General features: G+C 69.2%; 25 protein-coding genes. 15 read left to right on the forward strand and 10 right to left on the reverse strand.

Annotated elements, in window-relative coordinates:
* Positions 1 to 32: 32 nt before the first annotated feature.
* Complete coding sequence (locus tag ACOCEP_RS16965; RefSeq protein WP_482339743.1) at positions 33 to 1,292, reverse strand: neutral zinc metallopeptidase; 1,260 nt, start codon at positions 1,290 to 1,292, stop codon at positions 33 to 35.
* Between the two features lie 228 nt (positions 1,293 to 1,520).
* On the opposite strand from ACOCEP_RS16965, the gene ACOCEP_RS16970 reads away from it, so the two are divergent.
* The 5 genes from ACOCEP_RS16970 (at position 1,521) to nudC (ending at position 8,828) form a co-directional block, all read left to right on the forward strand.
* Positions 1,521 to 3,290, forward strand: a complete 1,770-nt coding sequence (locus ACOCEP_RS16970) for a DUF2207 family protein (RefSeq protein WP_482338309.1) — start codon at positions 1,521 to 1,523, stop codon at positions 3,288 to 3,290.
* Positions 3,291 to 3,336: 46 nt separating this feature from the next.
* The gene (locus ACOCEP_RS16975; protein ID WP_482338311.1) at positions 3,337 to 4,926 is read left to right on the forward strand and encodes a DUF2207 family protein; all 1,590 of its coding nucleotides are present in this window, start codon (positions 3,337 to 3,339) and stop codon (positions 4,924 to 4,926) included.
* Between the two features lie 21 nt (positions 4,927 to 4,947).
* On the forward strand, positions 4,948 to 6,252 hold the full coding sequence (locus ACOCEP_RS16980) for a M16 family metallopeptidase (protein ID WP_482338313.1): 1,305 nt from the start codon (positions 4,948 to 4,950) through the stop codon (positions 6,250 to 6,252).
* Positions 6,249 to 7,628: a M16 family metallopeptidase gene (locus ACOCEP_RS16985; RefSeq protein ID WP_482338315.1), complete on the forward strand. Its 1,380-nt coding sequence runs from the start codon at positions 6,249 to 6,251 to the stop codon at positions 7,626 to 7,628. The genes ACOCEP_RS16980 and ACOCEP_RS16985 overlap by 4 nt, the downstream gene beginning before the upstream one ends.
* 186 nt (positions 7,629 to 7,814) lie before the next feature.
* On the forward strand, positions 7,815 to 8,828 hold the full coding sequence (gene nudC, locus ACOCEP_RS16990) for an NAD(+) diphosphatase (RefSeq protein ID WP_482338316.1): 1,014 nt from the start codon (positions 7,815 to 7,817) through the stop codon (positions 8,826 to 8,828).
* A 196-nt stretch (positions 8,829 to 9,024) separates the two neighbouring features.
* Here nudC and ACOCEP_RS16995 read toward each other — a convergent pair whose 3' ends face one another.
* Both ACOCEP_RS16995 and ACOCEP_RS17000 read right to left on the reverse strand, forming a co-directional pair.
* Entirely contained in the window at positions 9,025 to 9,381 is a 357-nt protein-coding gene (locus ACOCEP_RS16995) for a hypothetical protein (RefSeq protein WP_482338318.1), read from the reverse strand.
* Complete coding sequence (locus tag ACOCEP_RS17000; protein WP_482338320.1) at positions 9,378 to 9,755, reverse strand: TetR/AcrR family transcriptional regulator; 378 nt, start codon at positions 9,753 to 9,755, stop codon at positions 9,378 to 9,380. The genes ACOCEP_RS16995 and ACOCEP_RS17000 overlap by 4 nt, the downstream gene beginning before the upstream one ends.
* A 139-nt stretch (positions 9,756 to 9,894) precedes the next feature.
* Between ACOCEP_RS17000 and ACOCEP_RS17005 the strand changes: the two genes are divergently transcribed.
* From ACOCEP_RS17005 to ACOCEP_RS17035, 7 genes are all read left to right on the forward strand, one after another.
* Positions 9,895 to 10,140, forward strand: a complete 246-nt coding sequence (locus ACOCEP_RS17005) for a hypothetical protein (RefSeq protein WP_482338321.1) — start codon at positions 9,895 to 9,897, stop codon at positions 10,138 to 10,140.
* 277 nt (positions 10,141 to 10,417) lie between these two features.
* Positions 10,418 to 11,668, forward strand: a complete 1,251-nt coding sequence (locus ACOCEP_RS17010) for an ROK family transcriptional regulator (RefSeq protein ID WP_482339744.1) — start codon at positions 10,418 to 10,420, stop codon at positions 11,666 to 11,668.
* Positions 11,669 to 11,678: 10 nt separating this feature from the next.
* Positions 11,679 to 13,061 (forward strand): extracellular solute-binding protein, encoded by a 1,383-nt coding sequence (locus ACOCEP_RS17015; protein ID WP_482338323.1) that lies wholly within the window; start codon positions 11,679 to 11,681, stop codon positions 13,059 to 13,061.
* Between the two features lie 4 nt (positions 13,062 to 13,065).
* Entirely contained in the window at positions 13,066 to 14,055 is a 990-nt protein-coding gene (locus ACOCEP_RS17020; protein WP_482338325.1) for a carbohydrate ABC transporter permease, read from the forward strand.
* Positions 14,052 to 14,945 (forward strand): carbohydrate ABC transporter permease, encoded by an 894-nt coding sequence (locus ACOCEP_RS17025; RefSeq protein ID WP_482338327.1) that lies wholly within the window; start codon positions 14,052 to 14,054, stop codon positions 14,943 to 14,945. The genes ACOCEP_RS17020 and ACOCEP_RS17025 overlap by 4 nt, the downstream gene beginning before the upstream one ends.
* Positions 14,942 to 16,207 carry a 6-phospho-beta-glucosidase gene (locus ACOCEP_RS17030; protein WP_482338328.1) on the forward strand — a complete coding sequence of 422 codons (1,266 nt, stop codon included), beginning with the start codon at positions 14,942 to 14,944 and terminating at the stop codon, positions 16,205 to 16,207. Before ACOCEP_RS17025 ends, ACOCEP_RS17030 begins: the two co-directional genes overlap by 4 nt.
* Positions 16,192 to 17,196, forward strand: coding sequence for an N-acetylglucosamine kinase (locus tag ACOCEP_RS17035; protein ID WP_482338330.1), 1,005 nt, complete (start codon positions 16,192 to 16,194; stop codon positions 17,194 to 17,196). Before ACOCEP_RS17030 ends, ACOCEP_RS17035 begins: the two co-directional genes overlap by 16 nt.
* A gap of 67 nt (positions 17,197 to 17,263) precedes the next feature.
* Here ACOCEP_RS17035 and ACOCEP_RS17040 read toward each other — a convergent pair whose 3' ends face one another.
* The 4 genes from ACOCEP_RS17040 to ACOCEP_RS17055 all read right to left on the reverse strand — a co-directional run bounded on the left by ACOCEP_RS17040 (position 17,264) and on the right by ACOCEP_RS17055 (position 20,065).
* Positions 17,264 to 17,779 (reverse strand): SRPBCC domain-containing protein, encoded by a 516-nt coding sequence (locus ACOCEP_RS17040; protein ID WP_482338332.1) that lies wholly within the window; start codon positions 17,777 to 17,779, stop codon positions 17,264 to 17,266.
* Positions 17,776 to 18,102 carry an ArsR/SmtB family transcription factor gene (locus tag ACOCEP_RS17045; protein ID WP_482338333.1) on the reverse strand — a complete coding sequence of 109 codons (327 nt, stop codon included), beginning with the start codon at positions 18,100 to 18,102 and terminating at the stop codon, positions 17,776 to 17,778. The genes ACOCEP_RS17040 and ACOCEP_RS17045 overlap by 4 nt, the downstream gene beginning before the upstream one ends.
* A gap of 104 nt (positions 18,103 to 18,206) precedes the next feature.
* Positions 18,207 to 19,574, reverse strand: coding sequence for a GntT/GntP/DsdX family permease (locus tag ACOCEP_RS17050; RefSeq protein ID WP_126736553.1), 1,368 nt, complete (start codon positions 19,572 to 19,574; stop codon positions 18,207 to 18,209).
* The gene (locus ACOCEP_RS17055; protein ID WP_482338335.1) at positions 19,571 to 20,065 is read right to left on the reverse strand and encodes a gluconokinase; all 495 of its coding nucleotides are present in this window, start codon (positions 20,063 to 20,065) and stop codon (positions 19,571 to 19,573) included. The genes ACOCEP_RS17050 and ACOCEP_RS17055 overlap by 4 nt, the downstream gene beginning before the upstream one ends.
* Positions 20,066 to 20,192: 127 nt before the next feature.
* Between ACOCEP_RS17055 and ACOCEP_RS17060 the strand changes: the two genes are divergently transcribed.
* Positions 20,193 to 20,864, forward strand: coding sequence for a FadR/GntR family transcriptional regulator (locus ACOCEP_RS17060; protein WP_482339745.1), 672 nt, complete (start codon positions 20,193 to 20,195; stop codon positions 20,862 to 20,864).
* A 38-nt stretch (positions 20,865 to 20,902) separates the two neighbouring features.
* A complete protein-coding gene (locus ACOCEP_RS17065; RefSeq protein ID WP_482338337.1) occupies positions 20,903 to 21,859 on the forward strand; it encodes a cobalamin biosynthesis protein CobD/CbiB in 957 nt (318 codons plus the stop codon).
* Positions 21,860 to 22,125: 266 nt separating this feature from the next.
* Here ACOCEP_RS17065 and ACOCEP_RS17070 read toward each other — a convergent pair whose 3' ends face one another.
* The 3 genes from ACOCEP_RS17070 to ACOCEP_RS17080 are packed head-to-tail and all read right to left on the reverse strand — an operon-like array spanning position 22,126 to position 24,108.
* A complete protein-coding gene (locus tag ACOCEP_RS17070; RefSeq protein ID WP_482338339.1) occupies positions 22,126 to 22,746 on the reverse strand; it encodes an FMN-binding negative transcriptional regulator in 621 nt (206 codons plus the stop codon).
* Positions 22,747 to 22,801: 55 nt separating this feature from the next.
* Positions 22,802 to 23,623, reverse strand: a complete 822-nt coding sequence (locus ACOCEP_RS17075) for an SURF1 family cytochrome oxidase biogenesis protein (RefSeq protein ID WP_482338340.1) — start codon at positions 23,621 to 23,623, stop codon at positions 22,802 to 22,804.
* Positions 23,624 to 23,646: 23 nt separating this feature from the next.
* A complete protein-coding gene (locus tag ACOCEP_RS17080) occupies positions 23,647 to 24,108 on the reverse strand; it encodes a low molecular weight protein-tyrosine-phosphatase (RefSeq protein WP_482338342.1) in 462 nt (153 codons plus the stop codon).
* A gap of 130 nt (positions 24,109 to 24,238) precedes the next feature.
* Between ACOCEP_RS17080 and ACOCEP_RS17085 the strand changes: the two genes are divergently transcribed.
* The gene (locus tag ACOCEP_RS17085; RefSeq protein ID WP_482338344.1) at positions 24,239 to 24,559 is read left to right on the forward strand and encodes a hypothetical protein; all 321 of its coding nucleotides are present in this window, start codon (positions 24,239 to 24,241) and stop codon (positions 24,557 to 24,559) included.
* Positions 24,560 to 24,820 lie beyond the last annotated feature (261 nt).

Raw genomic sequence — 24,820 nt, forward strand, 5'->3', positions numbered from 1 at the left:
TCAAAATAGGGAAGGAGGCCTTCACGGACCGGTCAGGAAACGTCGGCCGACTTCGCCGCCCAGGTGTTGCACTCGAACATCCGGTTCTTCTGCGCGCCGTGCTGCCACCACGAGACCGCGTGCGCGTCGGAGCCGTGGTCGCGCGGGCCGCCGTTGTGGTCGCCGCGGTCCTGGGTCTGCCAGGCGTCGCGATACATCGCCTGGTCGACCGAGCCGCCGCGCCCCACCGTCGATCCCAGGAACGTCCCGGAAAGACACTGCGCCGAAAGCTCGTTGCGCCGCGACATCTCCAGGCCCGCCGCCGAATCGGTGCCCGCTTCGTACCGCGCGGTCCAATAAGCCTCCGAAATACCGGAAAGCGCTTGGATGTGGTGCGCGTACTCATGGGCGTAGAGGGCCAGATAAACCCCTGGCCGGTTGCCGTACTGGGGGACCTGAAGGCCTTCGTACGGCATGTAAAGCGTCTCGTTCTGCGAGCAGTAGAACGCCGCCACGGAACCATTGCTGGCGTCGCCGCAGGGGCTCGACCAGTTCTTGCCGGACGGGTACTTCACGGTCGGGACCCGGAACGGCAGCTTCGTGTAGTCCATGACCTGCCGCCAGACGCTGTCCAGACAGGGCCGCGCGCTCTCGAAGAAGGCCGCTGCCGCGTCCGGGTTGTTCGCCCAGCGCGCGAGGTTGCACGGCTGGTTCGGCAGGCCGACCCGGGAATCGAGCCACAGCGGGTTGTCCGCCAGTTTGAGATGCGGCCGCGGGCCGGACGGCGCGCGGCTGGCCGACGTCTCACGCGTCGAACCCGCCGAAGTCTCGCGTGCGGTGGTCGAATCGCGCGATCGGGTGCTCGTGGTCGACGTGTCGCTGGAGGTGGTCGTCGTGTAGTCCGAAGAGGAAGCCGACGTCGTCGGATAGCTCGAGTATCCGACGTCCGCGACGTGGCGCGACCCGCCGTTGGCGATGGTGACCACCATGAGCAGGCCGCCCATCACCGCCATCACGGCCACGATCGCGATCGCCGCGATCACCCCGCCGTTCGACTTCTTGGCTTGGTATCCCCCGTAAGGCGTGAACGCGGGCTGCGCGAACCGCGGACCGTACGGAAGCCGCGGAGGCGCGACGGCGCCGGGCTGGAACGGGACCGGCGCGCCGATCCGTGGCGGCGGCAAGGGAGCCGCGCCCGGCGGGGGCAGCGGCAGGCCACCGCTCGGCGGGCCAGGCCGGAAGGGCGGCGGCTGCGAAACCGGCGGCCGGGGGCGACCGGGCGGGACCGGACCCGGCCGGTTCGGCGGAGGCATCGGCGGGCCACCGCGCGGCGGCAGCGGACGCGCTCCCGGCGGCGGAAGCGGACGGCCACCTTGCGGCGGTCGTGGCGGCGGAGTCGGCCGGCGCCGCGGATCGGGCGGGCCGGGCGGCTGCTGGTTCATCGAGTGGATCCCCCATGCGTTCGGCAACGCCGTTCGCCCAGGTGGCGGATTCGGCGTTTCGGCGGTCAGCATAGATCGGCTGGCCTAGAGTGTGTGGCTGTGTTGACGAAATGGGGGACGGCGGTCGTGGCCGTCGCGGCGAGCACGGCCTTGATGGCCCCGCCGTCGGATACGAACGTTCCGGAGGCGCCCGCGGCGGGCCCTTCGCTGACGAACGCGCCGCAGTTGCCGAAGCCGCCGCCGATCGGCGCGCGCGGTCAGCTCGGGCTGCTCCAGCCGCCGAGCGGCGCGGCCGCGAACGTCGCGGTGAAGGTGGAACGCGACGGTTCGCTGTCGATCACCGAGCAGGTGACCGTCCCGGGCGGACAGCATCTCGTGCGCCGGATTCCCTTGAAGGTTCCCGCCGGCGAGGAGCAGGACCGTGTGTACGTCGTCCGTGACGTCTCGGTCGAGGGCACGGGCAGGGCGGAGCCGAACGGCGAACAGCTGGTCGCCACCTTCGACGGCGGGGCGGCCACGCTCAAGTACAAAGTGGACGGAGCGGTCGCGGACGTCGACGGCGCGCAGCAGGTCCGCTGGCAGGTCGCGAGCGGCTGGGACGGCGAGCTGTCCCGGGTGTCCGCTTCGTTCAGCGCGCCGACGCGTGAGATGCCCACAGTGGACTGTTTCGCCGGGCCGCTCGGTTCGGACAGGCAGTGCTCGCTCGCGGAGACCGATCACAGCGGCGTCGTCCGCGTCGAGCAGGACAAACTCCCGGCGGGCGAACGGGTCGACATCGCCGTCCAGCTCCCGGCCGGCACGGTGCCCGCGAACGCGCGGTTCGAGCAGATCGCCACGGTCGGCGGCGCGTTCGCCCTCACCACCCTCGCCGGCCTCGGTTTCGGCGCGCTGGCACTGATCCTGATTCTCGGCGCGCTCGCCATCTGGTCGCTGCGCCGCCTGGACAGGGGCGCGCTCACCGCGGGCACCGGTCCGGTCGACGTCCTCATGCGCGAAGGCGATCGGGTCTCGTTCGCCTCGCCCGACGGTGTCCTGCCGGGACAGGTCGGCACCGTCGTCGACGAGACGGTCGACGTCGTGGACGTCAGCGGCACGGTGGTCGACCTCGCGGTCCGCAACTACCTGTGGATCGCCGAGGTCCGCGGGGCGGGCACGGTCGACTGGCGGATCGCGCGCCGCAACGCGCCGGACGAGCACCTCGCCGCCTTCGAACGCGAGATCTACACCGCGATCCTGCCCGAGGGCACCGATTCCGCGCTGCTGTCGGAACTCCGCGGCCGCGGCACCGTCGATCTCCGGGTCGCGGGCGAGGCGATGTACGCCGACGTGGTGCGCAAGGGCTGGTTCTCGCGCCGTCCGGACAAGGGCAAGGGCAAACTCACCTGGGCGGGAATCGGCCTGATCGCGCTCGGCCTCGTGAGCACCGCCGTCCTGACGTTCACCGTCGGGCACGCGCTGCTCGGTGTCGCGGCCGTGCTCGCCGGGGTCGCCGCGTTGCTGGGCGCTTCGTGGGTGCCGCCGCGGACCTCGCGCGGCAGGCGACTGGTCGGGCAGGTGCGCGGGCTGCTCGAATACCTGCACACCGTCAAGGTCGCCGACATTCCGGTGGGGGACCGGGAAATGGTGTTCTCCCGGTCGCTGCCGTACGCCATCGTGCTCGGTGACGTCGAGCGCTGGCTCCGGACGTTCGAGGGGCTCGACCCGTCGGCGGACGGCTCGGCCGGGCTGTACTGGTTCGGCGGTCTCGAAGGCGACCGGGACCTGCGCCGGTTCGCCGCGCACCTCCCGTCGTTCCTGTCCGCTTTGGACGGTCTGCTCGCCGAATCCGGGCACCTGCGCTCGCTCCGCCCCGAACCGGTCCCCGCCTGACGTGAATACTTGCACACGCAAGTACCGCGTCCAGAGGACGAAATGCGTGCTGTTGCCGGTGCTTCTCCTGCTGGTGCTGGGCGCGGCACCGGCGGGGGCGCAGGACGAACCGCAGCTGCCCTCGCTGCCGAACAGCGCGGAGATCTCGCTCAAGGTGGAACGCGACGGCGCGTTCTCGGTCGTCGAGGCGGTGTCCGTGCCGAGCGAGGGCACGATGACCCGCCGGATCCCGCTCCGCACGGCCGCTCCGCACAACCGGGACCGGATCATCGGCATCCGCGACGTCGTCATCGAGGGCGCGGGCAACGCCGAGCTGACCGAAGACGAGTTCACCGTCAAGCTCAAGGGCGGCACCTCGATCGTCCGGTACACAGTGGACGGTGTGGTTTCCGAAGCGGAGGGCCTGACGCGGGTGAGCTGGCAGCTCGCGGGCGGCTGGGACACCCGGCTCGAACTCGTGCGGGCGAGTTTCGCCGCGCCGTCCGTCCCGAACGCGGTCGCCTGTCACGCCGGGCCCGAGGGGGCTCGCGCGCGCTGCGGTACCGCCCAGATCGCGCATTCCGGGCTGACCAGGTTCAGCCAGCAGAACCTCGCGGCCGGGCAGCGGATGGAGATCTCGGTCGAGCTGCCCGGCGGGACCGTCCCGGAGAACGCGCGCCTGGAGCCGTCGAAGACCTTCGCCGGTGCGTTCGTGCTCACCGCTCCGGTCGGCTGGGCCTGGTTCGGCTTCGCGTTCGCGCTGGTCGTGGCCGCCGCGGTGGTGGTACTGCTGCGGAGGCGGGACGAGCACCCGGGCGAAGCGCTCCCAGTCCGCCTGCTCACCGGGAACGCGTTCTCGTCACCCGACGGTGTGCTGCCCGGCCAGGTCGGGACCGTTCTCACGGGGCGCGCCGACGCCGTCGACCTGGCCGCGACGGTCGTCGACCTCGCCGTCCGGAACTACCTCTGGGTGAGCGAGGAGCCCGGCGACCTGGCCACCTGGCGGCTCGTCCGCCGCAACCCGCCCGACGACCAGCTGACCGCCTACGAACGCGCGGTCTTCGACGCGCTGCTGCCCGGCGAGCGCGAGTCCGTGCCGCTGCCGGAGATCCAGTCGGCGCGGATCGGCATCGAAACGGTGCGAGCCGCGCTGGACGACAGCGTCGTCGAACGCCGCTGGTACTCGCTGCTGCCCGGCAGGCTGTCCCGCGCCGGCCTGCGGATCTGCTTCTACGGTCTGTTCCTCACCGTTCTGCTGGCCTTGACCGTCGGCTACGCCCAGTTCGGCCTGATCGTCATCGCCGCGGGCGCGGTACTCGCCGTCGCCGCCCGGTGGCTGCCGGTGCGCACCGGCGCCGGTGTCGAGCTGCACCGGCGGCTGCTCGGCGTTCGCGAGGCGCTGCTGGCGACCAAGGCGACGGACGTCCCGAAGCTCGAACGCGAGGTGCTTCTTTCCCGGGCACTGCCGTACGCGCTCGCTTTCGGCGAACAAGAACCCTGGGTCGCCGGATTCGCCGAGCTCAAGGGTCCGCCCAAGATCTACTGGTATGGCAAGGAAGATGGCGACGAGGTCCCGATCGAGCGGGTGGGCGACTTCACCGCCGCGCTAGTGGGAACCTTCGCCGCGACCCGCCAGGGTCGTCGCCTGGAGGCCTGAGTAGCCCGTAGGGTGGTGCGCATGGCCGATCCCGAGCTTGTCCGATTCACCCTCGACAACGGTCTGCGCGTGGTGCTCGCACCCGACGCGACCGCTCCGGTGGTGGGTGTCAGCGTCCACTACGACGTGGGCTTCCGTTCCGAGCCCGAAGGGCGCACCGGTTTCGCGCACCTCTTCGAGCATTTGATGTTCCAGGGGAGCGAGAGCCTGGAGAAGCTCGCGCACTTCCGGTACGTCCAGTCGAGTGGTGGCAGCTTCAACGGCTCCACCCATCCGGACTACACGGACTACTTCGAGGTCCTCCCCGCCGCGGCTCTCGAGCGCGCCCTGTTCCTCGAAGCGGACAGGATGCGGGCGCCGAAGCTGACGCAGGAGAACCTGGCCAACCAGATCGACGTGGTCAAGGAGGAGATCCGCCTCAACGTGCTGAACCGGCCGTACGGCGGGTTCCCGTGGATCCTGCTCCCGCCGGTGCTGTACTCCACGTTCCCCAACGCGCACAACGGTTACGGCGGTTTCGAGGATCTCGAACAGGCCACCCTGGACGACTGCGCGGCCTTCTTCGACACCTACTACTCGCCCGCGAACGCGGTGCTGACCGTCGCCGGTGACTTCACCGTCGAGGAGGCCCGCGAGCTGATCGAGAAGCACTTCGGCGACGTGCCGCACCGGCCCGCGCCGCAGCGTCCGTCGTTCGCCGAGCCCGCCCCCGAGGGCGAGCTGCGCGGCGAGCACGTGGACCCGCATGCCCCGCTGCCCGCGGTCGGCGTCGGCTACCGCATGCCGGACCCGATCAACGACCTCGACGGCTACCTGGCGAACCTCGTGCTCGCCGGCGTGCTGACCGACGGCGACGGCTCCCGGCTGCAGCAGCGTCTGGTGCACCGTGAGCCGCTGGTGGTCGACATCGGCGCGGGCGCCGGGCTGTTCGGCCCGTTCGAGGCCCGCGACCCGGACACGTTCACCATCACCGCGATCCACCCGCACGAGGTGAGCACCGATCAGGTCCTCACCGCGCTGGACGAGGAGCTGGAGAAGCTGGCGGCCACGCCGCCGGAGGACCAAGAGCTCAAGAAGGTCACCGCGCGCTGGGCCGCGAGCCTGCACTCCGAGCACGACAAGCTGGTGTCCCGCACGCTGGCCCTCGGCTCGTTCGAGCTGCTGTACGGCGACGCGTCGCTGGTGTACCGGCTCGCCGAGAAGATGTCGGCGGTCACCGCGGAAGCCGTTTCGGCGGCGGCGAAGGCGCTGCGGCCGGATTCGCGCGCCGTGCTCGTCGTCCGCCCGGGTAGTGGATCTTCAGACCAGGAAGGTACCGAGCAGTGAGCGCACCGCACCGCACCGCCGAGGAGATCGGCCGCACGGCTGCCGGGCCGCGTCCGGTCCCTTCGCTGGGGACACAGCGCGCCGCCGCCGATCTGTCCCATGTGGACACCACGCTGAGCAACGGGCTGCGGGTGCTCGCCGTCCGCAAGCCCACCGTGCCGCTGGTCGAGCTGCGCGTCTGGATCCCGTTCGCCGGGGAGGACAAGCTGCACCCGGCCACCGCCGAGGTGCTGGCCGAAACCCTGCTGACCGGGACCGCCCGCCGCGACCGCATCGAGATCGACGCCGACCTGGCGCTGATCGGTGGCGACCTCGCGTCCGGCGTCGACCCGGAGCGCCTGATCATCACCGGCACCTCGCTGGCCGACGGCCTGCCGACGATGCTCGACGTCCTCGCCGACGCGCTCACCGGCGCGTCGTACGCGGACGCCGAGGTCGAGCGGGAACGCGAGCGGCTCATCGAGCGGATCGCCGTCGCCCGCACGCAGCCGAGGACCATCGCCCGCGAGGCACTGCAGAAGCACCGCTACGGCGACCACCCGGCCGTGCGCGAGGTCCCGCAGGCCGAAGATGTTGCGGTCGTGACGCCGGAACAGGTTCGCGCGCTGCACCGGGCTTCGGTGCTGCCGCGGGGATCCGTGCTGGTGATCGTCGGCGACATCGACCCCGAGAGCGTCATCGGTGACCTGGAGAAGGCGTTCGGCGGCTGGGCTTCGGATCGCTCCGCCGTCCGCCTGCCCGTGCTGCCCGAGCTCACCGGCGGCAATGTCCTGCTGGTGCCGCGGGCCGGTGCCGTGCAGTCGCAGATCCGGCTGTCCGCGCAGACCGTGTCGCGCACGGACCCGCGGTATCCGGCGCTGCAGCTGGCGAACCTCGTCTACGGCGGGTACTTCTCCTCGCGGCTGGTCGAGAACATCCGCGAGGACAAGGGGTACACCTACAGCGCGCACTCCGGGTTCGAGTTCACCGACCAGACCGCCGTGGTGAACGTCGACGCGGACACCGCGACCGACGCGACCGCCGCCGCGCTGCTGGAGACGCGGTACGAGCTGGCCAGGCTCGGTCTCGTGCCGCCGACCGCGGAAGAGGTCGAGTCGGTGCGCCAGTACGCGATCGGTTCGCTGGTCACGGCGGCGTCGTCGCAAGGCGGCCTGGCCGCGCAGCTGTCCGCGCTCGCCGCGACCGGGCTGGGCGTCGAATGGCTCGCCGGACATCCGGAGCGCCTCGCCGCGGTCACCGCCGAAGACGTCGCGAACGCCGCGCTGGAGTTCTTCGCGCCCAAGCGGTTCACCGGTGTCGTCGTCGGCGACGCCGATGTCCTCGCGCCGAAGCTGACGGCGCTGGGCGACGTGACCGTCGGGGAGCCGGCCGAATGAGGTACGAAGGAGGCCGTTCGTGGTCCTGACTCGCGGCACCCGAACGAGCCAAAGAGCGCGCTCCGGTCGTGAGACCCCGCGATCGTGGCGGCAGGGCGCCTCTTGCCGAGGCGTGAGTGCTCGTCGTATGCCGCGCCCTGGCGACGCGATCGCGGTGGCGCGCACACTCGCGGAAGGAACAGCCTGATGGAGACGCCGTTCGGGTTGGGGGCGCTCCCGACGCTTTCGCGCTCCACGGCGGACCGTCAGGAATCCTTGCGCACCAACCCGGACAGGCTCGCCGAGCGCTGGCCGAACGCCCGGGTCGTGCTGCTCGACGAGCACGCGCGCACCCCGGTGGTGGAGGGTTCCGGCAGGCTGGCCACCCGCAAGTCGCAGGACTTCGGCACCGAGCCGCCCGCCGAGGCGGTCTTCCTGGGGGAGTGGCAGGGCACCGACTACTGGTCGATGCCCGGCCGCCCCGCCGGGGAGACCGAGACCGTCGAAATGGCGGGCAGCTGGGGTGTCGTGGAACAGGTGGCCCGGCATGACGGCGAGATCTGGGTCGACCTGCGCGGCTACGGCGACCTGCTCGACGACACGTCGGCCGGGCTCTTCACCACGGCGCAGGCGCTGCAGGCGTGGCGGCGGCAGGCTAAGTTCTGCACGCGCTGCGGTAGTGCGACCGAGCTGATCCAGCTGGGCTGGGCGAGCAAGTGCACCGGCTGCGGCCGGGAGGAGTACCCGCGCACCGACCCGGCCGTGATCTGTCTCGTGCACGACGACGCCGGCGTCAACGGTGAGCATGTCCTGCTGGCGCGGCAGCCGATCTGGCCGCCGGACCGGTACTCGATCCTCGCCGGTTTCGTCGAGGCGGGGGAGTCGCTCGAAGGCTGTGTCGAGCGGGAGATCCGCGAAGAGGTCGGCGTCGAGGTGCGCGACGTACGTTATCTCGGCAGCCAGCCGTGGCCGTTCCCGCGGTCGATCATGCTCGGCTTCACCGCGCGGGCGGACATCACCGCTCAGCTGGTGCCCGCCGAGGGCGAGATCGAAGAGGCGTTCTGGGTTTCGCGCGAGGAGGTGCGGGCCGCCTTCGCGAACAGTCAGCTGCGGAACGCGGGCGCCGTGCCGACGCCGATCGCGGGCGGGACGCGGCAGCTGGTGCTGCCGGGCAACTCGTCGATCGCGCGCGTGATGCTGGCGGCCTGGGCCGGGGTCTGACCGGCCGGCGGGTAGCAAGGGACCTTTGCTACCACTTCACGGACTCGATAGTCGCAACTGCACCAGCAGTCACAACGGTTGCGCGTGAAGGCCCCCTTCCCTCGGCTCAGCCGAGGAAACTCGACCTTCACACCTTGCCGAGTACATGAAGGCCCCCTTCCTTGCGCTAGACGCAAGGAAGGGGGCCTTCATGTACTCACGCGATCGCGTTGTTGACGGCGGTGACGATCTCGGCGGGATCGTCGACCGTGAGCACGAGCCGGTTGAAGTCCTCGGCCTCGTCGAGGGTGATGACGACCGTGCGCTCGAACCCGGAGACGTTCCAGAACTGCCGGTCGCCGTCGGCGTGAAAGGTGCCGGAGAGTTTGCCGGGGATCCGGAGACCCGGCCCGCGCCAGCCCTTCGGCTCGTCGCGCATGCCCGGGTCGTGGGTCGCGCCGCGTACGTGGGCGAGCGGGAATTCCAGCCGCCGCTTGAACGACCAGACCTTGTCTATCCCCACGGGTTCGACCACGAGCCGGTCGCCGTTGATGGTGACCCGGTTGTTGCTCATGCCTTTTCTCCTTCGTCGTCGTTGCCCGGCACGAGGGCGCGGGCCAGCAGCCGTCGCCCCAGCTGGGCGGGGGTCGTCCCGAGGTCCTGGATGACGGCCCCGGCCCGCGTGCGTAGCCGCTCGTCGGTGGGGGCCAGTTCGAGCAGCGCGATCAGCAGGATGTCGAGCTGCTCGTCGCGGTCGGCGCCGACGTGCTCCAGCACCCGGGCGAACAACCCGTGCTTGCTGCCGAACGCGCCGTACAGGCTCCCCCGGTGGACACCCGTCGCCTCGACGAGGTGATCGACCGACGTCGCGTGGTATCCCCGCTGCCGGAAGACCGCCGCCGCGGCTTCGATCGCTGTCGTCTCGTCGAACTGGCGTGGTCGGGCCATGGGTTTGAGAATAGTCATTCAAGAATGACCGGTCAAGAACTCCCGGCGAAGGTTGGTGATTCGCCCTCAAGGCGGTGTCGTGCCCGCTATCCTCCTGCTGTCCGTTTCCAGGACCATCGAGTAGGACACTGGGGAAAACATGAAGAACACCTTGCGGCGGTTCGCCGTCGCCGGAGCCGCCGTGGCGGCCTTCGCCTCGATCAGCGCCGTGACCGCGGGTGCGGCGCAGGCCTCGGACTACGAGTACTTCGGTTCGTACAGCCAGGAGGACTGCGGGATCACCGGCCACCACGGCCAGATCGCCGGGGACTGGGACGGGTGGATGTGCTACCCCTCGCCCACGTTCCCCTGGGTGTACGACCTGTACGTGCAGCCCAACTTCTGATCCACCGCCGCGTCACCGAAGGGCCGCCCGGGAGGCTTCGAACCTCCTGAGCGGCCCTTCGTCGTTCGGCCAGGACCACTCGCCAGGCAGGTCCGCCCGAACGGCCACCCTCCGCGCCGGTACGTATACCCGCTGTGTGGAACACGGCAAGCGTTACCTCCCCGTTTCCCGACCCCGTTGACGGCTGTGGCTCGGCTCACTACAGTCCCCGGAAACCGTCTGTAAAGTTTCCTAACGAAGTCGGGAGCGAGCCCAAGTGCGAGCCGGCAGTCCGCGAATGCTGCGCGAGATCAACGATCGCGCGGCCATCGAGGTCCTCCTCAGGGACGGCCCGCTGACGCGCTCCGAGCTCGAGGTCGCCATCGGCCTGTCGAAGCCCGCGACGGCGCAGCTGCTCACCCGCCTCGAGCAGGACGACGTCGTCATCAAGGCGGGCGTCCGCGGCGGCGGTCGCGGCCCGAGGGCTCAGCTCTGGCAGGTCAACGGCGGCGTCGCCTACGTCGCGGCCGTGGACCTGACGCCGCAGCAGGCCGATTTCGTGGTCGCCGACGTCACGGGCGCGGTGCTCGCCGAGTACCAGGTCCCGCTGCCGGTCCACGAGGGCGCGGACGTCGTCGGCACGTTCGGCGCGGCGCTCACCAGCGTCGCGAACAGCGCCGGGCTCGCCGCCACCGATCTCCGCCACGTCGTCATCGGCGCGCAAGGCGCCTTCGACCCCCGCACCGGCTTGCTCTCCTCGGCGCCCCACATCCCCGGCTGGCTCGGTTTCGACGTGCCACGCAGGCTGAGCCGGGAACTCGGCGTCGAGGTCACCATCGAGAACGACGTCAACCTCGTCGCGATCGTGGAGATGACGGTCGGCCAGGCCGTCGGGCTCGACGACTTCGTGATGATCTGGCTCAGCGACGGCGTCGGCGGCGCGGTGGTGGTCGGCCGCAGGCTGCTGCGCGGCGCGACCGGCGGTGGCGGCGAGATCGACTGGATGCGCGTTCCCGATCCGGTTTCCGTTGCCACGCCGAAGGAAAAGCCGCGCGCGGGGGATCGCTTCGGTGATCTCGTCGCCTCTCCGGCCGTCGTCGAGCTGGCCGCCGCGCATGGCATCGAGGCCGAAACCGGCGCGGACGCCGTCTTCAAGGCCCGCGAGCGAAAGAACGAAGCCTTCCTCGACGACCTCGCCCGCCGTGTGGCGGGCGGAGCGGCTGGCCTGATCGCGGTCGTCGACCCCGAACTCGTGCTCCTTTCCGGTGACACCAGCCGGGCCGGGGGCGACGAATTCGCCGCGCTGGTCGCGAAAAGGCTGCACGAACTGGTCCTGCCCCGCACCCCCGTCGGGGTCGCTTCGGTGCAGGGCAACGCGGTTCGCGCGGGCGCGCTGCAATCGGCGCTCGCCACCGTCCGCCGGGACGTCTTCGGCGTCAACACCCCTTCGCTCCTCGGGCCCGGGCGGTCCGGGGCGGGAGAGCCAAATCCGATCGTGGCGATCCCGGATTCACGAACAGAACCACCGTCTCCCGCCCCAACCAACTAGGAGGAGGGTCATGAGTTCCACGACCCAGGTTCGGAGAAGCGGCCGCCGTTGGCGCGGCTCGATAGTGCTCGGCGCGGTCACCGTCGCCGCGCTGGTGTCCGCCTGTTCGGGCGCCGCAAGCGGCCCGAACGGCGGGTCGGGCGACGCGGCGGCCGCCCCGGCCGCGGACGCGAAGCTCACGCTGACCGTCTACAGCAAGTTCACCGACCGCGAGTACAACGTGGTCACCGCCGGGCTCAACAAGCTCAAGGCGAAGTTCCCGAACATCGAGATCAAGCACGAAGGCCAGCAGGACGACGACAAGATCACCCAGTCGATCCGCGGTGGCAACCCGCCGGACGTGGCGATCTCGTTCTTCACCGACAACCTCGGCGCGTGGTGCTCGACGGGCAGCTTCCAGGATCTCAAGCCCTACATCGACCGCGACAAGATCGACCTTTCGCAGATCCCGGACGCGGTGCGCAGCTACACCGAATTCCAGGGCAAGCGCTGCGCCATGCCGCTGCTCGCCGACGTCTACGGCTTCTACTACAACAAGGACATGTTCGCGGCGAAGGGCATCACGTCGCCGCCGAAGACGACCTCGGAACTGTTCGAGGCCACCAAGAAGCTGACCGAGTTCAACCCGGACGGCTCCATCAAGGTCGCCGGTTTCCTGCCGTCGATGCCGTTCTACGCCAACATGGCGCAGTACTGGGCCCCGAACTTCGGCGCCACCTACATCGGCCCCGACGGCCAGTCGCACCTCGCCGACAGCCCCGAGTGGAAGGCGATGTTCGACTTCCAGAAGCAGCTCGTGGACTTCTACGGCGGCCACGCCAAGGTCGAGCAGTTCAAGGCCGGTCTCGGCGAGGAGTACTCGGCGGACCACGGTTTCCAGCGCGGCAAGCTCGCGATGATGATCGACGGCGAGTACCGCACCGCGTTCATCAAGGACCAGGCGCCGGAGCTCAAGTTCGGCACGGCGGCCCCGCCGGTGCTCGACAGCAAGCCCGACCGCTACGGCGGCGCGTTCACCACGGGCACGATCATCGCGATCCCCAAGGGCGCCAAGAACCCCGGCGCGGCCTGGGAACTGATCAAGCAGGTCACCCTCGACACGGCCACGCTGGTCGAGCTGTCGAACGGCCTGAAGAACGTCCCGAGCACCAAGGCCGCGCTGACCGACCCGAAGCTCGAGGTCACGCCGGAGTTCAAGACGTTCCTCGACCTGTACAACGGCGGCAAGCTGACGCCGAACCCGTCGACCCCGATCGGCGACGCGCACCTCAAGGCGGTCAACGACTTCGCCGAGAAGTGGCAGGCGGGCAACGTGCCGGACATGGTCGCTGGTCTGAAGCAGGTCGACGCTCAGATCAACGACGAGCTGGCCCAGAAACGCGCCGGCGGCTGATCGCATGACTTCGACCCTGGATTCCAGGGCGGTCGCCTCCCCTTCCGCGTCCACCCGGACGCGGAAGGGGAACGCGGCGCGCCGCCGTCGCACCGTCTTCTACTTCATCGCCCCGGCGATGCTGGGCTTCCTGATCTTCTTCGGCTACCCGCTGATCGCCACGGTGTACTACTCGTTCACCCGGTACGACCTGATCAACGCGCCGGAGTTCATCGGTTTCGACAACTACGTCCGGATGTTCACCAGCGAGCCGCTGGTCGGCACCGCCGCGTACAACACGTTGTGGCTGGTGATCGTGCTGACCGTCTGCCGGGTGGTGTTCGCGCTCGGCGTGGCCTCGGTGATCTCCCGGCTGAAGTCGGGCGTCGGCCTGGTCCGGACGCTGTGCTACCTGCCTTCGCTGGCCCCGCCCGCCGCGGCGACCTTGGCCTTCGTGTTCCTGTTCAACCCGGAATACGGCCCGGTCAACGCGTTCCTGGACTTCGTCGGCATCGACGGCGGCCTGTGGTTCAACGATCCGGCGATGTCGAAGCCGGCGCTGACCCTGCTGGTGATGTGGGGCTCGGGCGAGCTGATGATCATCATCCTGGCGGCGTTGCTCGACGTGCCGCAGGAGCAGTACGAGGCCGCGGAACTCGACGGCGCCGGACCGATCCGCCGGTTCTGGCACGTCACGCTCCCGTCGATCTCGCCGGTGCTGCTGTTCGGCATCGTCAACTCGATCATCTTCGCGTTGCAGTTCTTCACGCAGGCGATCGTCGCGGGATCGGCGGCGGCGGGCGCGGCCGACGTCGCGGGCAACACGAAGTTCATCGGCGCACCACAGAACTCGACGCTGACATATCCGGTTTGGCTGTACGTCCAGGGTTTCCGGTACTTCAACATGGGTTACGCGGCGGCGATGGCGGTCCTGCTGTTCGTCGTCTCGGCCGGGTTCACCTGGATTCTGGTCCGGCAGCTTCGTAAGTCTCAGCACCAGGAGGAGGGCGGATGACCACTCTTGCCGAGCCCAGGCACGCCGCCCCGGCTTCCGAACCGCCGAAGGTTCGGATGCGGCGCCAGTGGGACAAGAAGCTCTACTGGATCGCGACGCACAGCGTGGGCATCGCGATGGGCGTGATCTTCATGCTGCCCATCCTGTTCGTGTTCCTCACCGCGGTGATGTCCAGCGACCAGGCGCTTTCGTCGAACTTCTGGCCGACGGAATGGCATTTCGAGAACTTCATCGAGGTATTCGAAAAGGCGCCGTTGCTGCAGTACTTCGGTAACAGCATGCTGTATTCGACGCTGGCCACCGTCGGCGCGCTCGTCTCGGCGATCCCGGCCGCATACGCGCTTTCGAAGCTGAAGTTCCGCGGGCAGAACCTGTTCTTCATGCTGACCGTGGCCGCGATGATGCTGCCCCCGCAGGTCACCGTCGTGCCCTTGTACGACCTGTGGGTGCGGCTCGGGTTCACCGGGACGCTGATCCCGTTGATCGCGCCGTACTTCTTCTTCGACGCGTTCTCGATCTTCCTGCTGCGGCAGTTCTTCCTCACCATTCCGAAGGACTACCTCGAAGCGGCGAAGATCGACGGCTGCACCGAGTTCAAGGCGATGGTCAAGGTCCTGATCCCGATGGCGAAGCCGGGGATCGCGGCCACCGCGATGTTCTGCTTCCTGTTCACCTGGAACGACTACTTCGGTCCGCTGCTCTACACGGGTGAGACCCGCGACAGCTGGCCGCTTTCGCTGGCGATCGCGTCGTTCCGCGGCATGCACCACGTGGAATGGAACCTCACCATGGCGGCCACCGCGCTGATCATGCTGCCGGTGATCGTGTTGTTCGTGTTCGCGCAGAAGTCCTTCGTCAAGGGCATCACATTCACAGGGGTCAAGGGATGAAACTGGCAGTCGTCGGTGGGGGATCCACCTACACGCCCGAACTGATCGACGGGATCGCCGGGCGTCGGTCCACTTTGGACGTCGACGAGATCGTGCTGATCGATCCGGACGCGTACCGGGTGGAGGCGGTCGGGGACTTCAGCAATCGATTGCTGAGCCACGCCGGGCATCCGGCGCGGGTCCGCACAACGTCGAGCCTCGAAGAAGGCGTCGACGGGGCGTCGGCGGTGCTGATCCAGCTGCGGGTCGGCGGACAGCGCGCGCGGCGCGGGGACGAGACGTTCCCGCACGCCTGTGGCTGTGTCGGGCAGGAGACGACGGGCGCGGGCGGCCTCGCGAAGGCGCTGCGGACCGTTCCGGTGGTGCTCGACATCGCCGACCGGGTCCGGAAGATCGCGGGTGACGACACGTGGATCGTCAACTTCACCAACCCCGTCGGCATCGTCACCCGGGCGCTGCTGAACGAGGGCCACCGCGCCGTCGGCCTCTGCAACGTCGCGATCCACCTCCAGCGGACGTTCGCGCACCTGCTCGGTGCCGGTGTCGACGACGTCAAACTCGTCCACACCGGGCTCAACCACCTGAGCTGGGAACGAAAGGTGCTCGTCGACGGCGAGGACCGGCTGCCGGAACTGCTGGCGGAGCACGCGGAATTCCTCGGTGAGCACGTCACCGCGCCGGTCGAGTGGATGCGGCGGATGAACGTCGTGCCGTCGTACTACCTGAAGTACTACTACGGGCACGACGAGCAGGTGGCGAAGCAGCGCACCGAGCGGCCGCGCGCGGACGTCGTCAGCGACGTCGAGGAGGAACTGCTGAAGGTCTACCTCGACCCGGAGGTGGTGACCAAACCGGAACAGCTGGAAAAGCGGGGCGGTGCCTACTATTCCGAGGCCGCGGTGCAGCTCGTGCACGCGCTCACCTCGGGGGGCCCGGCCGAGGAGCATGTCGTCAACGTCCGCAACGAAGGCACTTTCGACTTCCTGCCGGACGACGCCGTCATCGAGGTTCCGTCCCTTGTGGACGGTGCTGGGCCGCGCCCGATCCCGCAGCCGCCGGTGGAACAGCGGTTCGCCGGGCTTATCGCCGGCGTGACCGCGTACGAGCACCTCGCGCTGGAGGCCGCGATCAAGGGCGGCCGCGACCGGGTTGCCGACGCGCTGCTCGCGCATCCGCTGGTCGGCCAGTACACCAAGGCCGATCGGCTCGCCGACTCGCTGGTGAAGATCAACCGCGAGTTCCTGCCGTGGGCGGGGGCATGACGGCCGGCTCACAGGACGTCGTCGTCGCGATCGACGGCGGCAACAGCAAGACCGACGTCCTGATCGTCTCCCGGGACGGGCGGGTGCTCGGACAGTCGCGAGGGCCGGGCGCGTCCCCGCAGAACATCGGGGTCGACGGCTGCGTCCAGGCGCTGGAGAAGCTGGTCCTGGAAGCCCTTCGCGGGGCAGGGCTTCCCGTCGAACGTCCTTTCGCGACACATACGTCGGCCTACCTCGCGGGGCTGGATTTCCCGCAGGAGGAAGCGATCCTGCACGCCGCGCTGGCCGCGCGCGGCTGGAGCGACACGCTGATCGTCGGCAACGACACGCTCGCGCTGCTGCGCGCGGGCAGTACCGACGGGACGGGTGTGGCGGTGGTGTGCGGCGCCGGGATCAACGGCGCCGGTGTCAGCGTCGACGGTCGTGAGCACCGGTTTCCCGCGCTGGGCAAGATCTCCGGCGACTGGGGCGGCGGCTACCGGCTCGGCGAGGAGGCGCTGTGGTGGGCCGTCCGTGCCGAGGACGGCCGGGGCCCCGGCACGGCGTTGCTCACCGCCGTCACCGCGCACTTCAAGACGTCCTCGGTGCTGGAAGTGGTGGAGCGCCTGCACTTCGGGGAGCTGCACTCCGATTCGATCCACGGCCTGTGCCCGCTGTTGTTCGCCGTCGCGGCGGGTGGCGACGAGGTGGCGCAGGACGTGGTCGACCGGTTCGTCGAAGAGGTCGCCCTGCTGGTCTCGGTCATCCTGCGGCGGCTGGAACTCACCGAGGAGGCGCCCGAAGTCATCCTCGGCGGGGGAGTGCTGACCGGGGTCGGCGCGCAGGTGATCGCGGAGATCGAGCGGCGGTGCCTGAAGGTGGCACCGCAGGCCTCGATCCAGGTGGTCGACGTGGCCCCGGTGGTCGGTGCGGCGTTGTTCGCGCTGGACACGATCGATGCTTCTGCCGCCGCGAAAGCCTCCCTCAAGGCCGCGACCAAACGGGTCTAGATCGCGCGTGAAGGCCCCCTTCCCTCGGCTCAGCCGAGGGAAGGGGGCCTTCACGCGCTACACCCGGTCAGGAGGCGGCGGGGACGAGCGGCTTGTCCGTCTCCAGCAGCGACTTGAGGTCCGACAGGATCCACGCCCAGCCGCCGCCGGGGTTCTCGTTCGGTCCGCCGTCGATGTTCTCCTGCGAGCCGTCGACCAGGGAGGCCGTCGTCGGCGCGCCGGTGAGGTCGTGGGTGACGGTCAGCCGGGTGCCCGCGGTCTTCGTCTCTACGATCTCGTAGGTGAGCTTGGTGTACGGCTCCTTGACGAAGGCCGGGTCCATCAGCAGCTTCCAGGTGATGACCAGTCTGCGCGGTGGGTCGACTTCCAGGACCTCGCCGTCGGCGAGGTCGTCGGTGAACCCGGCCTGGACGAAGTCGGGTGTCGGATGCGTCGTGTGCTTGCCGCCCGGGCGCAGGTCGAAGTCGACGAGGCCGGAGTAGCCGTATTTCCGCGACCACTCCGGCTTCGTGATCGCGTCCCAGATCTTTTCCGGGGTGGCCTTGATGTAGACGCGGTAGACCTGGGTGACGGTGTCGGTCATGACGGTTCCTTGCTTTCGAGTTCGGCTTTGAGGTCGAGCAACGCGGTGACGTTGCGCTCGGTGAACTTGTCGATCCATCGGTCGTGGATCTGGCGGATCGGCACCGGGTTGAGGAAATGCTTCTTCTCCCGGCCTTCCTTGCGTGAGACGACGAGTCCGGCTTCTTCGAGCAGCTTCAGATGCTTCATCACGCCGAACCGGCTCATGTCCACACCGGACTCGAGTTCGGTCAGCGTGAGGCCGTCACGCGCGAACAGTCGGTCGAGCAGGAACCGGCGGGTCGGATCCGCCAGGGCCTTGAAAACCAGGTCGTCGTCGGGCACGCCCCCAGAATATGTGACCAAAAGGTCACATGACAACCCCTGAAGTACGTGAAGGCCCCCTTCATTGCGCCAGGCGCAATGAAGGGGGCCTTCACGTACTTCGGCTACAACAAGGCGCCGAGCGGCAGGATCAGCGCGATCGCGACCACCGAGATCACCGTCTCCATGATCGACCAGCTCTTCAGTGTCTGCCCGACCGAAAGCCCGAAGTACTCCTTGACCAGCCAGAACCCGGCGTCGTTGACGTGCGAGAAGAACAGTGAACCGGCGCCGATCGCCAGCACCAGCAGCGCGCTGTGCGACGGATCCATGGTCGCGGCGAGCGGGGCCACGATGCCGGCGGCGGACACGGTCGCGACCGTCGCCGAGCCGGTGGCGAGCCGGATCGCGACCGCGACCAGCCAGCCGAGCAGCAGCGGCGACAGGTTCGCGCCGGTGGCGAGGCTGGTGATGACGTTGCCGACTCCGGCGTCGACCAGGGTCTGCTTGAACCCGCCGCCCGCGCCGACGATGAGCAGGATGCCGGCGATCGGTGGCAGCGAGTCCGCCAGCGTGGACGACAGCTTGTCCCGCGTGAAGCCCGCGGACTTGCCCAGAGTGAGCATGCCGAGCAGGACCGCGGCGAGCAGCGCCACCAGCGGGTCGCCGATGAAGTCGAGCACGCGGCGGACGTGGTTCTCCTTCTCCAGCAGGATGTCGGCGAGCGCCTTGCCCATCATCAGCACGACGGGCAGCAGCACGGTGGACAGCGTCGCGAAGAAGCCGGGCCGCCGACCGTCCGAAGAGGACGATTCCGGGATGAGGCGCTCCGGCGCGACGGCGTCGGGGACCATCTTCGCGGCCAGCTTGCCGAACAGCGGCCCGGCGATGATCACCGTCGGGATCGCGACGAGCAGGCCGAAGGCCAGCGTGAGGCCGACGTTCGCGTTCAGCGCGCCCGCGGCGGCGAGCGGGCCGGGGTGCGGCGGGACGAGACCGTGCAGCACCGAAAGCCCGGCGAGCGCGGGGATTCCCAGCATCAGCAGCGGCTTCCCGGTGCGCTTGGCGACCAGCAGGATCACCGGGATCAGCATGACCAGGCCGATCTCGAAGAACATCGGCAACCCGATCAGCGCGGCGACCAGTGCCATCGCCCACGGCAGGGCGCGGTCGCCCGCGCGGCGCAGGATGGTGTCGACGATCTGGTCCGCGCCGCCGGAGTCGGCGAGCAGTTTGCCGAGCATCGCGCCGAGCGCGATCAGCACGCCGACCGAGGCGACGGTGGAGCCGACGCCGGAGCTGAAGCTTTTGATCAGCTTGTCCACCGGCATACCGCCGACGAGCCCGAGCACGCCGGAGCCGAGGATCAGGGCCAGGAACGGATGCTGCTTCGCCTTGGTGATCAGGACGACGATCACGGCGATGGCGAGCACCGTCGCGCCGATGAGGCGGGTGTCGTGTCCGGTCCAGGCGGCGGCGAGGGTGGTGGTCATCGGCGGTCCTTGAAAGCGGAAAGGGCGGTGGCGACGATTTCTTCCGGCTTCTTCGCGATGTCGGCGACGAGGCCGAATTCGTCCGGCTGCAACGGTTCGAGGTCGGCGAGCTGGGAGTCCAAAAGGGACACCGGCATGAAATGGCCGGAGCGGGTCTTCATCCGGTCGGTGAGCAGGTCGCGGTCACCGTGCAGGTGCAGGAACCAGACGTCGCCGCCGCCGCGCAGGATGTCGCGGTAGCGGTACTTGAGCGCGGAGGACGTCACGACGCCGCCGGAGGACTGGTGGTCGGAGATCCAGGTGGCGATGGCCTGGAGCCAGGGCTGCCGGTCCTCGTCGTTCAGCGGGTGGCCGGAGCTCATCTTGTCGATGTTCGCCTTCGGATGGAACGTGTCCGCTTCGGCGTAGTCGACGCCGAGGCGTTCGGCGAGTGCCGTGCCCACGGTCGTCTTGCCCGAGCCGGAAACGCCCATCACCACGATGACGGTCATCCGTACCTCCCACGTCGTTGTAGCCGGGACGAGTACAGCTCAAAAGTACTACTTAAGCAACATCAAGTACTACTTAATCGAGTCAGAAGGTTAGAGTCGCCTGGTGGGCAACGACAGGCATGCCGAAATGCTCGACGCGCTCGGCTCCGCGATCGCGAACGGGGAGCTCCCGCCGGGCTCCGTCCTGCGCTCGGAGGAGCTCCAAGAACGGTTCGGCGCGTCCCGCACGGTGGCGCGCGAGGTGGTGCGCGTACTCGAAACGATGTGCCTGACCAGCAGCAAGCGCCGGGTCGGGGTGATCGTGCGCGAGCCGCGTGACTGGAACCATTACGACCCGAGACTGCTCCGCTGGCAACTCGACGGCGCCGAGCGGAAGACCGCGCTGCGAACCCTGACCGAACTGCGTTCCGGCGTCGAACCGTGCGCCGCCCGGTATGCCGCGCTGCGGGCGACACCGGAGGAAGGCGGCCGTCTGCGAGCCTTGGCGAAGAGGCTGGAGGAGACGGCGCGCCGGCGGGACCTCGAAATCTTCCTGGGACACGACGTCGCGTTCCACGATCTGCTGCTGTCCGCGTCGCGGAATCCGATGTTCGCGCAGCTTTCGGCGGTCGTCGCCGAAGTGCTCGCCGGGCGCACCGGGCACGGGCTGATGCCGGAGGAGCCGCAACCCGAAGCCGTCGCCCTGCACGTCGAGGTCGCGGCGGCCGTCGACGCCGGTGACGCCGACCGGGCCGAACGCGCGATGCGCGACATCGTCATCCAGGCGCGTGACGAGATGGCCGTCCTCCTGGACGGATGATCTTCGAGTAATCTCTGCAGGTCTTCGAGGGATACTGCATGCGGGGGGCGACGGTGAGCGCGGCGCGCGCGATCGGCTTGGTGTTGGGGGTGGCCGCGGACGGGGCGATCGGGGACCCCCGGTCACGGCGTCCGGTGACGGCGTTCGCCAGGGCGGCTTCGGCGGTGGACGCGAAGGTACGGTCGAAGCATCCGGTGGCCGGAGTCCTGTGGACCGGCGGACTCGCGGGTTCCGCCGTGCTGGCGGGTGTGCTCGCCGAACGCGCCGGACGGCGGAGTCCCGTCCTTCAGGCGACCACGACCGCGGTGACCACCTGGGCCGTCCTCGGTGCCGCCGGGCTGGCCGCGCACGGCACGTCACTGGCCAGGGACCTCGAAGAAGGCGAACTCGAGACCGCCCGCGGCACACTGTCCACACTGGACCCCCGCGTCGCCGACGAACTCGGCGTCATCGGCCTCTCGCGCGCTTCGGTGGAGACGCTCGCCGAGAACACCGCCGACGTCGTCATCGCGCCGCTGGTGTGGGGAGCGCTGGCCGGTGTCCCCGGCCTGCTCGGCTCGCGCGCGATCAGCCTGCTGCGCGGCCTCGGGCGCGGTCGCTCCGAGCGGTACCGGTGGTTCGTCGCCCGGCTGGACGAGGTCGTCCATCTGGTGCCGACGCGAATCGCGGCCGGGCTGACCGTGCTCGCGGCCCCCGTCGTCGGCGGCTCGGCGGGCGGTGCGTGGCGGGCGTGGCGGCGCGACACCACCGCGCACCCGAGCCCGAACGCCGGTCGCGTCGAGGCCGCGTTCGCCGGGGCACTGGAGATCCGGGTCGGCGGGCGGACGGTGTACCCGCACGGGGTCGAGGAACTGCCGGTGCTCGGCATCGGCCGCAACCCGGACGCCGGGCACGTGACGCGGGCCGTGGAACTCTCGCGGGTGGTCGGGTGGCTGGGCGCGCTCAGTTCGGTGGTGCTGGCTGGTGTCGTCGGGTTTTGGCGACGGCGGCGCTGACCTGCGGAAAGAGAGCAGGGGACCTTTGCTACCGCGTGGGGGTGTGTGGGATTTGGTGCGTTGGGTGACCCGAAATCCACACAGTGCCCGCCCACAGGGACCAAGGGACCTTTGCTACCGCCGCGTGGGGGGTGTGTGGAAATAGGGACGTTGAGCGTCCCCATTCCCGCACACCCCTTACTCCGCGTAGTGCCTGGATGGATTTCGGTGCGCTGGGTGACCGAAAACCCCACGGCGACCGTTCGAGGGGGAGCAAGGGACCTTTGCTACCGCTCCCGCCGAGCCAGCTGCGCCCGCGCCCGAGCGTCCATCGGGCCGTCGCGCCGCGCGAGCTCCGCGTCGATCCGTGACCGGTCGGCCGGCTGCTTGTTCCCGCCGAACTTGAACTTCGCCCGCACCCCGGTCACGGTCAGCTCGACGCCGCGGATACCGGGAAGAATCCGCTTGTCCGGCGCCTCGGTGGCGCTCACCCCCAAGCGGCCCGAGCCAGGCTCGAAGTGCGCGAGCTGCCGGTCGAGGAGCGCGGCCTTCTCCGCGGCGTCGTCGATCAGCCGGACGTCGCACTCGAGCTGGACCGACGCGTAGTACGACGTCGGCACCCCGTGCGGCGGGTCGGCCGGCGTGTTCCAATCCGACCGGATGTAGGTGTGATCGTCGATCACCGACAGCAGGGCGCGGGGGTGTTCCTCCAGCAACGGCCAGACCGGGTTGGGGCGCGCGAGGTGCAGCCAGACCGTTCGGTCGCCGTCGTACGCGAAAGGCACCGGATTGACTATCGGCAGGTCGCGGCCGGTGCCCCCGGCGATCAGCTGGCCGAAGTCGTGTGCGGAGAGCCACGCCTGCCACTCGGCGTCGTCGTGGGCGGCGTCCCACGGGTGAATCAACATGAGCGAAGAGGAACACGCCAGACTGGACCTACGAAAGGGCCATTTTCGAGCCAGTTCAGGTGGCCACTTCGGAGCGTTCGTCCTCGGCCAGCATCTCCGCGACACTCTTGCGCCGCTGAGGCCGTTCCGTGGCCAGCGCACCGCCCGGCTTCAGCTCGCGGACGGTGAAATACAGCCAGCCCATCAACGCCATCGCCCCGAACGCGATCCACTGGAGCGCGTAGGAGAAGAACGGCCCGGCGTCGGTCTGCGGCAGCGGCAGCGCGCCCAGCACGCCGGGCTGGTTCACGTCGAGCTGGAAGTAGCCCGGACGGATGTCCAGCTTCGCCGCCCGCGCGACGACCTGGGAGTCGACGACGTAGCTCTGAAGCTTCCCGCCGGTCGACTCGTCGGCGAAGGCGTCGCGGTTCTTCCCGTCCTTCTCGTCGTGACGGGCCCGCGTGACGATGTCGACCGTTCCGGCGGGAGGCGGGGCGAAGGGGAGCGCGCGCGACTTGTCGTCGAGCCGGACGTATCCGCGGTCCACCAGGACGACCGTGCCCTCGACGGTCCGGAACGGCGTCAGGACCTCGTAGGCCGCTTCGCCCTGTACGGAGCGCAGACGGGCCACGACCTCGCCCTCGGGAAGGTACGTCCCCTTCATCGCGACCAGATGCCATTCGGTGCGCTGATCAGGGGCGGCCCCGTTGGGAAGCAGCTGGTCCAGCGACCGCGGCTGGCCGGTGAACGACTCCCGCAGCGCCGCGTTCTGGTGTTCGCGTTCGGTGTTGCGGGAGAACTGCCACGGCGCCAGCAGGGTGAAGCAAGTGATGGCGAAGGTGAACACCACCAACGTCAACGCCAGCCACCCGGGCTTCAGCAGGAACTTCAACCGCACCCCACCACGGTAAGCGGTCGGCCTCAGGCGTGTGCGCGCACCCAGTCGAGCAGGCCGGGAACGGCCCGCTCGATCATGCCGAGGACGTCCTCGAAACCGTCGTCCTCGCCGTAGTACGGGTCCGGGACCTCGGCGCCCTCGGGCGCGGACGGATCGAATTCCCGCAGCAGGCGGACCTTCGCCGGGTCCGCCACCTTGCGCCGGAGGAACGACAGGTGACTCTCGTCCGCCGCGAGCACCAGGTCGGCGGCCAGATGCCCGCGGTCGACCTCGGCCGCGACGTGACCGGTCGGGTAACCGTGTTCGGCCAGCTTCGCGCGGGCCCGCTTGTCGGCGGCCTCGCCCACGTGCCAGCCGCCGGTTCCGGCACTGGACACCTGGACGAGGTGATCGAGACCCGCTTCCTCGGCCTTGGCGCGGAAGACGAGCTCGGCCATCGGGGAACGGCAGATGTTGCCGGAACAGACGAAGACGATGTGCAGCACCTGATCAGTGTGATGGCCGCCGGAGATCGACCGCTCACCGGCTCCGAACGGCTACCGGGCGCGCCGAACTGGAAAGCCGGGACGAAGCGGGAGTAGACCTCCTGGAGAGAAACACGCAGGAAGGTCGCGTATGAGCGCACCAACACCCAGCGTCGAGTCGCCGGCAACCGGGCTCCGCTGGTACCGCATCACCGTCAAGCTTCCGCACCCCTACGAGGTCGGGCGGATCCTGTCGGAGCACCACTTCGTCCAGGCGAGATCGCCGAAAGAGGCGATGACCAGGATGCCCTTGCACCTCCGGTCGAGCGCGTCCGTCGCGCCCTACGAGGTCATCCGGCCCGACGTGCCCGATCAGGCGACGAAGGCCTATCGGGCGATGCTGTGGACGGGCCGCGTCGTGCGCGCCGCCGGCCGCTGGGCGATCAGCAAGGACGCGAAGGCGCTGGACTGAGCCGCGGAGCGGTAGCAAAGGTCCCTTGCTCCCCTCCGGCGGGCACTGTGTGGATTTCGGGTCACTCAGCGCACCAAAATCCACACAATCACTACGCGCAGTAGGTGGTGTGTGGAAATAGGGACACTCAACGTCCCTGAATCCACACACCCGCCCGCGTGAGGTCCGCCCTGGACGTTGCGAAAGCCACTTTCGCAACCTTCAACGTTGCGAAAGTGGCTTTCGCAACACACGGGAGCCCACGCGGTAGCAAAGGTCCCT

This window comes from Amycolatopsis sp. CA-211722, assembly GCF_056828465.1.

Excerpts from the sequence above, each read along its gene's own strand:
- ACOCEP_RS16965 (WP_482339743.1), bottom strand. The coding sequence starts at position 1,292 with ATGCCTCCGCCGAACCGGCCGGGTCCGGTCCCGCCCGGTCGCCCCCGG.
- ACOCEP_RS16980 (WP_482338313.1), top strand. The coding sequence starts at position 4,948 with ATGGCCGATCCCGAGCTTGTCCGATTCACCCTCGACAACGGTCTGCGC.
- nudC (WP_482338316.1), top strand. The coding sequence starts at position 7,815 with ATGGAGACGCCGTTCGGGTTGGGGGCGCTCCCGACGCTTTCGCGCTCC.
- ACOCEP_RS16995 (WP_482338318.1), bottom strand. The coding sequence starts at position 9,381 with ATGAGCAACAACCGGGTCACCATCAACGGCGACCGGCTCGTGGTCGAA.
- ACOCEP_RS17000 (WP_482338320.1), bottom strand. The coding sequence starts at position 9,755 with ATGGCCCGACCACGCCAGTTCGACGAGACGACAGCGATCGAAGCCGCG.
- ACOCEP_RS17005 (WP_482338321.1), top strand. The coding sequence starts at position 9,895 with ATGAAGAACACCTTGCGGCGGTTCGCCGTCGCCGGAGCCGCCGTGGCG.
- ACOCEP_RS17010 (WP_482339744.1), top strand. The coding sequence starts at position 10,418 with ATGCTGCGCGAGATCAACGATCGCGCGGCCATCGAGGTCCTCCTCAGG.
- ACOCEP_RS17015 (WP_482338323.1), top strand. The coding sequence starts at position 11,679 with ATGAGTTCCACGACCCAGGTTCGGAGAAGCGGCCGCCGTTGGCGCGGC.
- ACOCEP_RS17020 (WP_482338325.1), top strand. The coding sequence starts at position 13,066 with ATGACTTCGACCCTGGATTCCAGGGCGGTCGCCTCCCCTTCCGCGTCC.
- ACOCEP_RS17025 (WP_482338327.1), top strand. The coding sequence starts at position 14,052 with ATGACCACTCTTGCCGAGCCCAGGCACGCCGCCCCGGCTTCCGAACCG.
- ACOCEP_RS17030 (WP_482338328.1), top strand. The coding sequence starts at position 14,942 with ATGAAACTGGCAGTCGTCGGTGGGGGATCCACCTACACGCCCGAACTG.
- ACOCEP_RS17040 (WP_482338332.1), bottom strand. The coding sequence starts at position 17,779 with ATGACCGACACCGTCACCCAGGTCTACCGCGTCTACATCAAGGCCACC.
- ACOCEP_RS17050 (WP_126736553.1), bottom strand. The coding sequence starts at position 19,574 with ATGACCACCACCCTCGCCGCCGCCTGGACCGGACACGACACCCGCCTC.
- ACOCEP_RS17055 (WP_482338335.1), bottom strand. The coding sequence starts at position 20,065 with ATGACCGTCATCGTGGTGATGGGCGTTTCCGGCTCGGGCAAGACGACC.
- ACOCEP_RS17060 (WP_482339745.1), top strand. The coding sequence starts at position 20,193 with ATGCTCGACGCGCTCGGCTCCGCGATCGCGAACGGGGAGCTCCCGCCG.
- ACOCEP_RS17065 (WP_482338337.1), top strand. The coding sequence starts at position 20,903 with ATGCGGGGGGCGACGGTGAGCGCGGCGCGCGCGATCGGCTTGGTGTTG.
- ACOCEP_RS17070 (WP_482338339.1), bottom strand. The coding sequence starts at position 22,746 with ATGTTGATTCACCCGTGGGACGCCGCCCACGACGACGCCGAGTGGCAG.
- ACOCEP_RS17085 (WP_482338344.1), top strand. The coding sequence starts at position 24,239 with ATGAGCGCACCAACACCCAGCGTCGAGTCGCCGGCAACCGGGCTCCGC.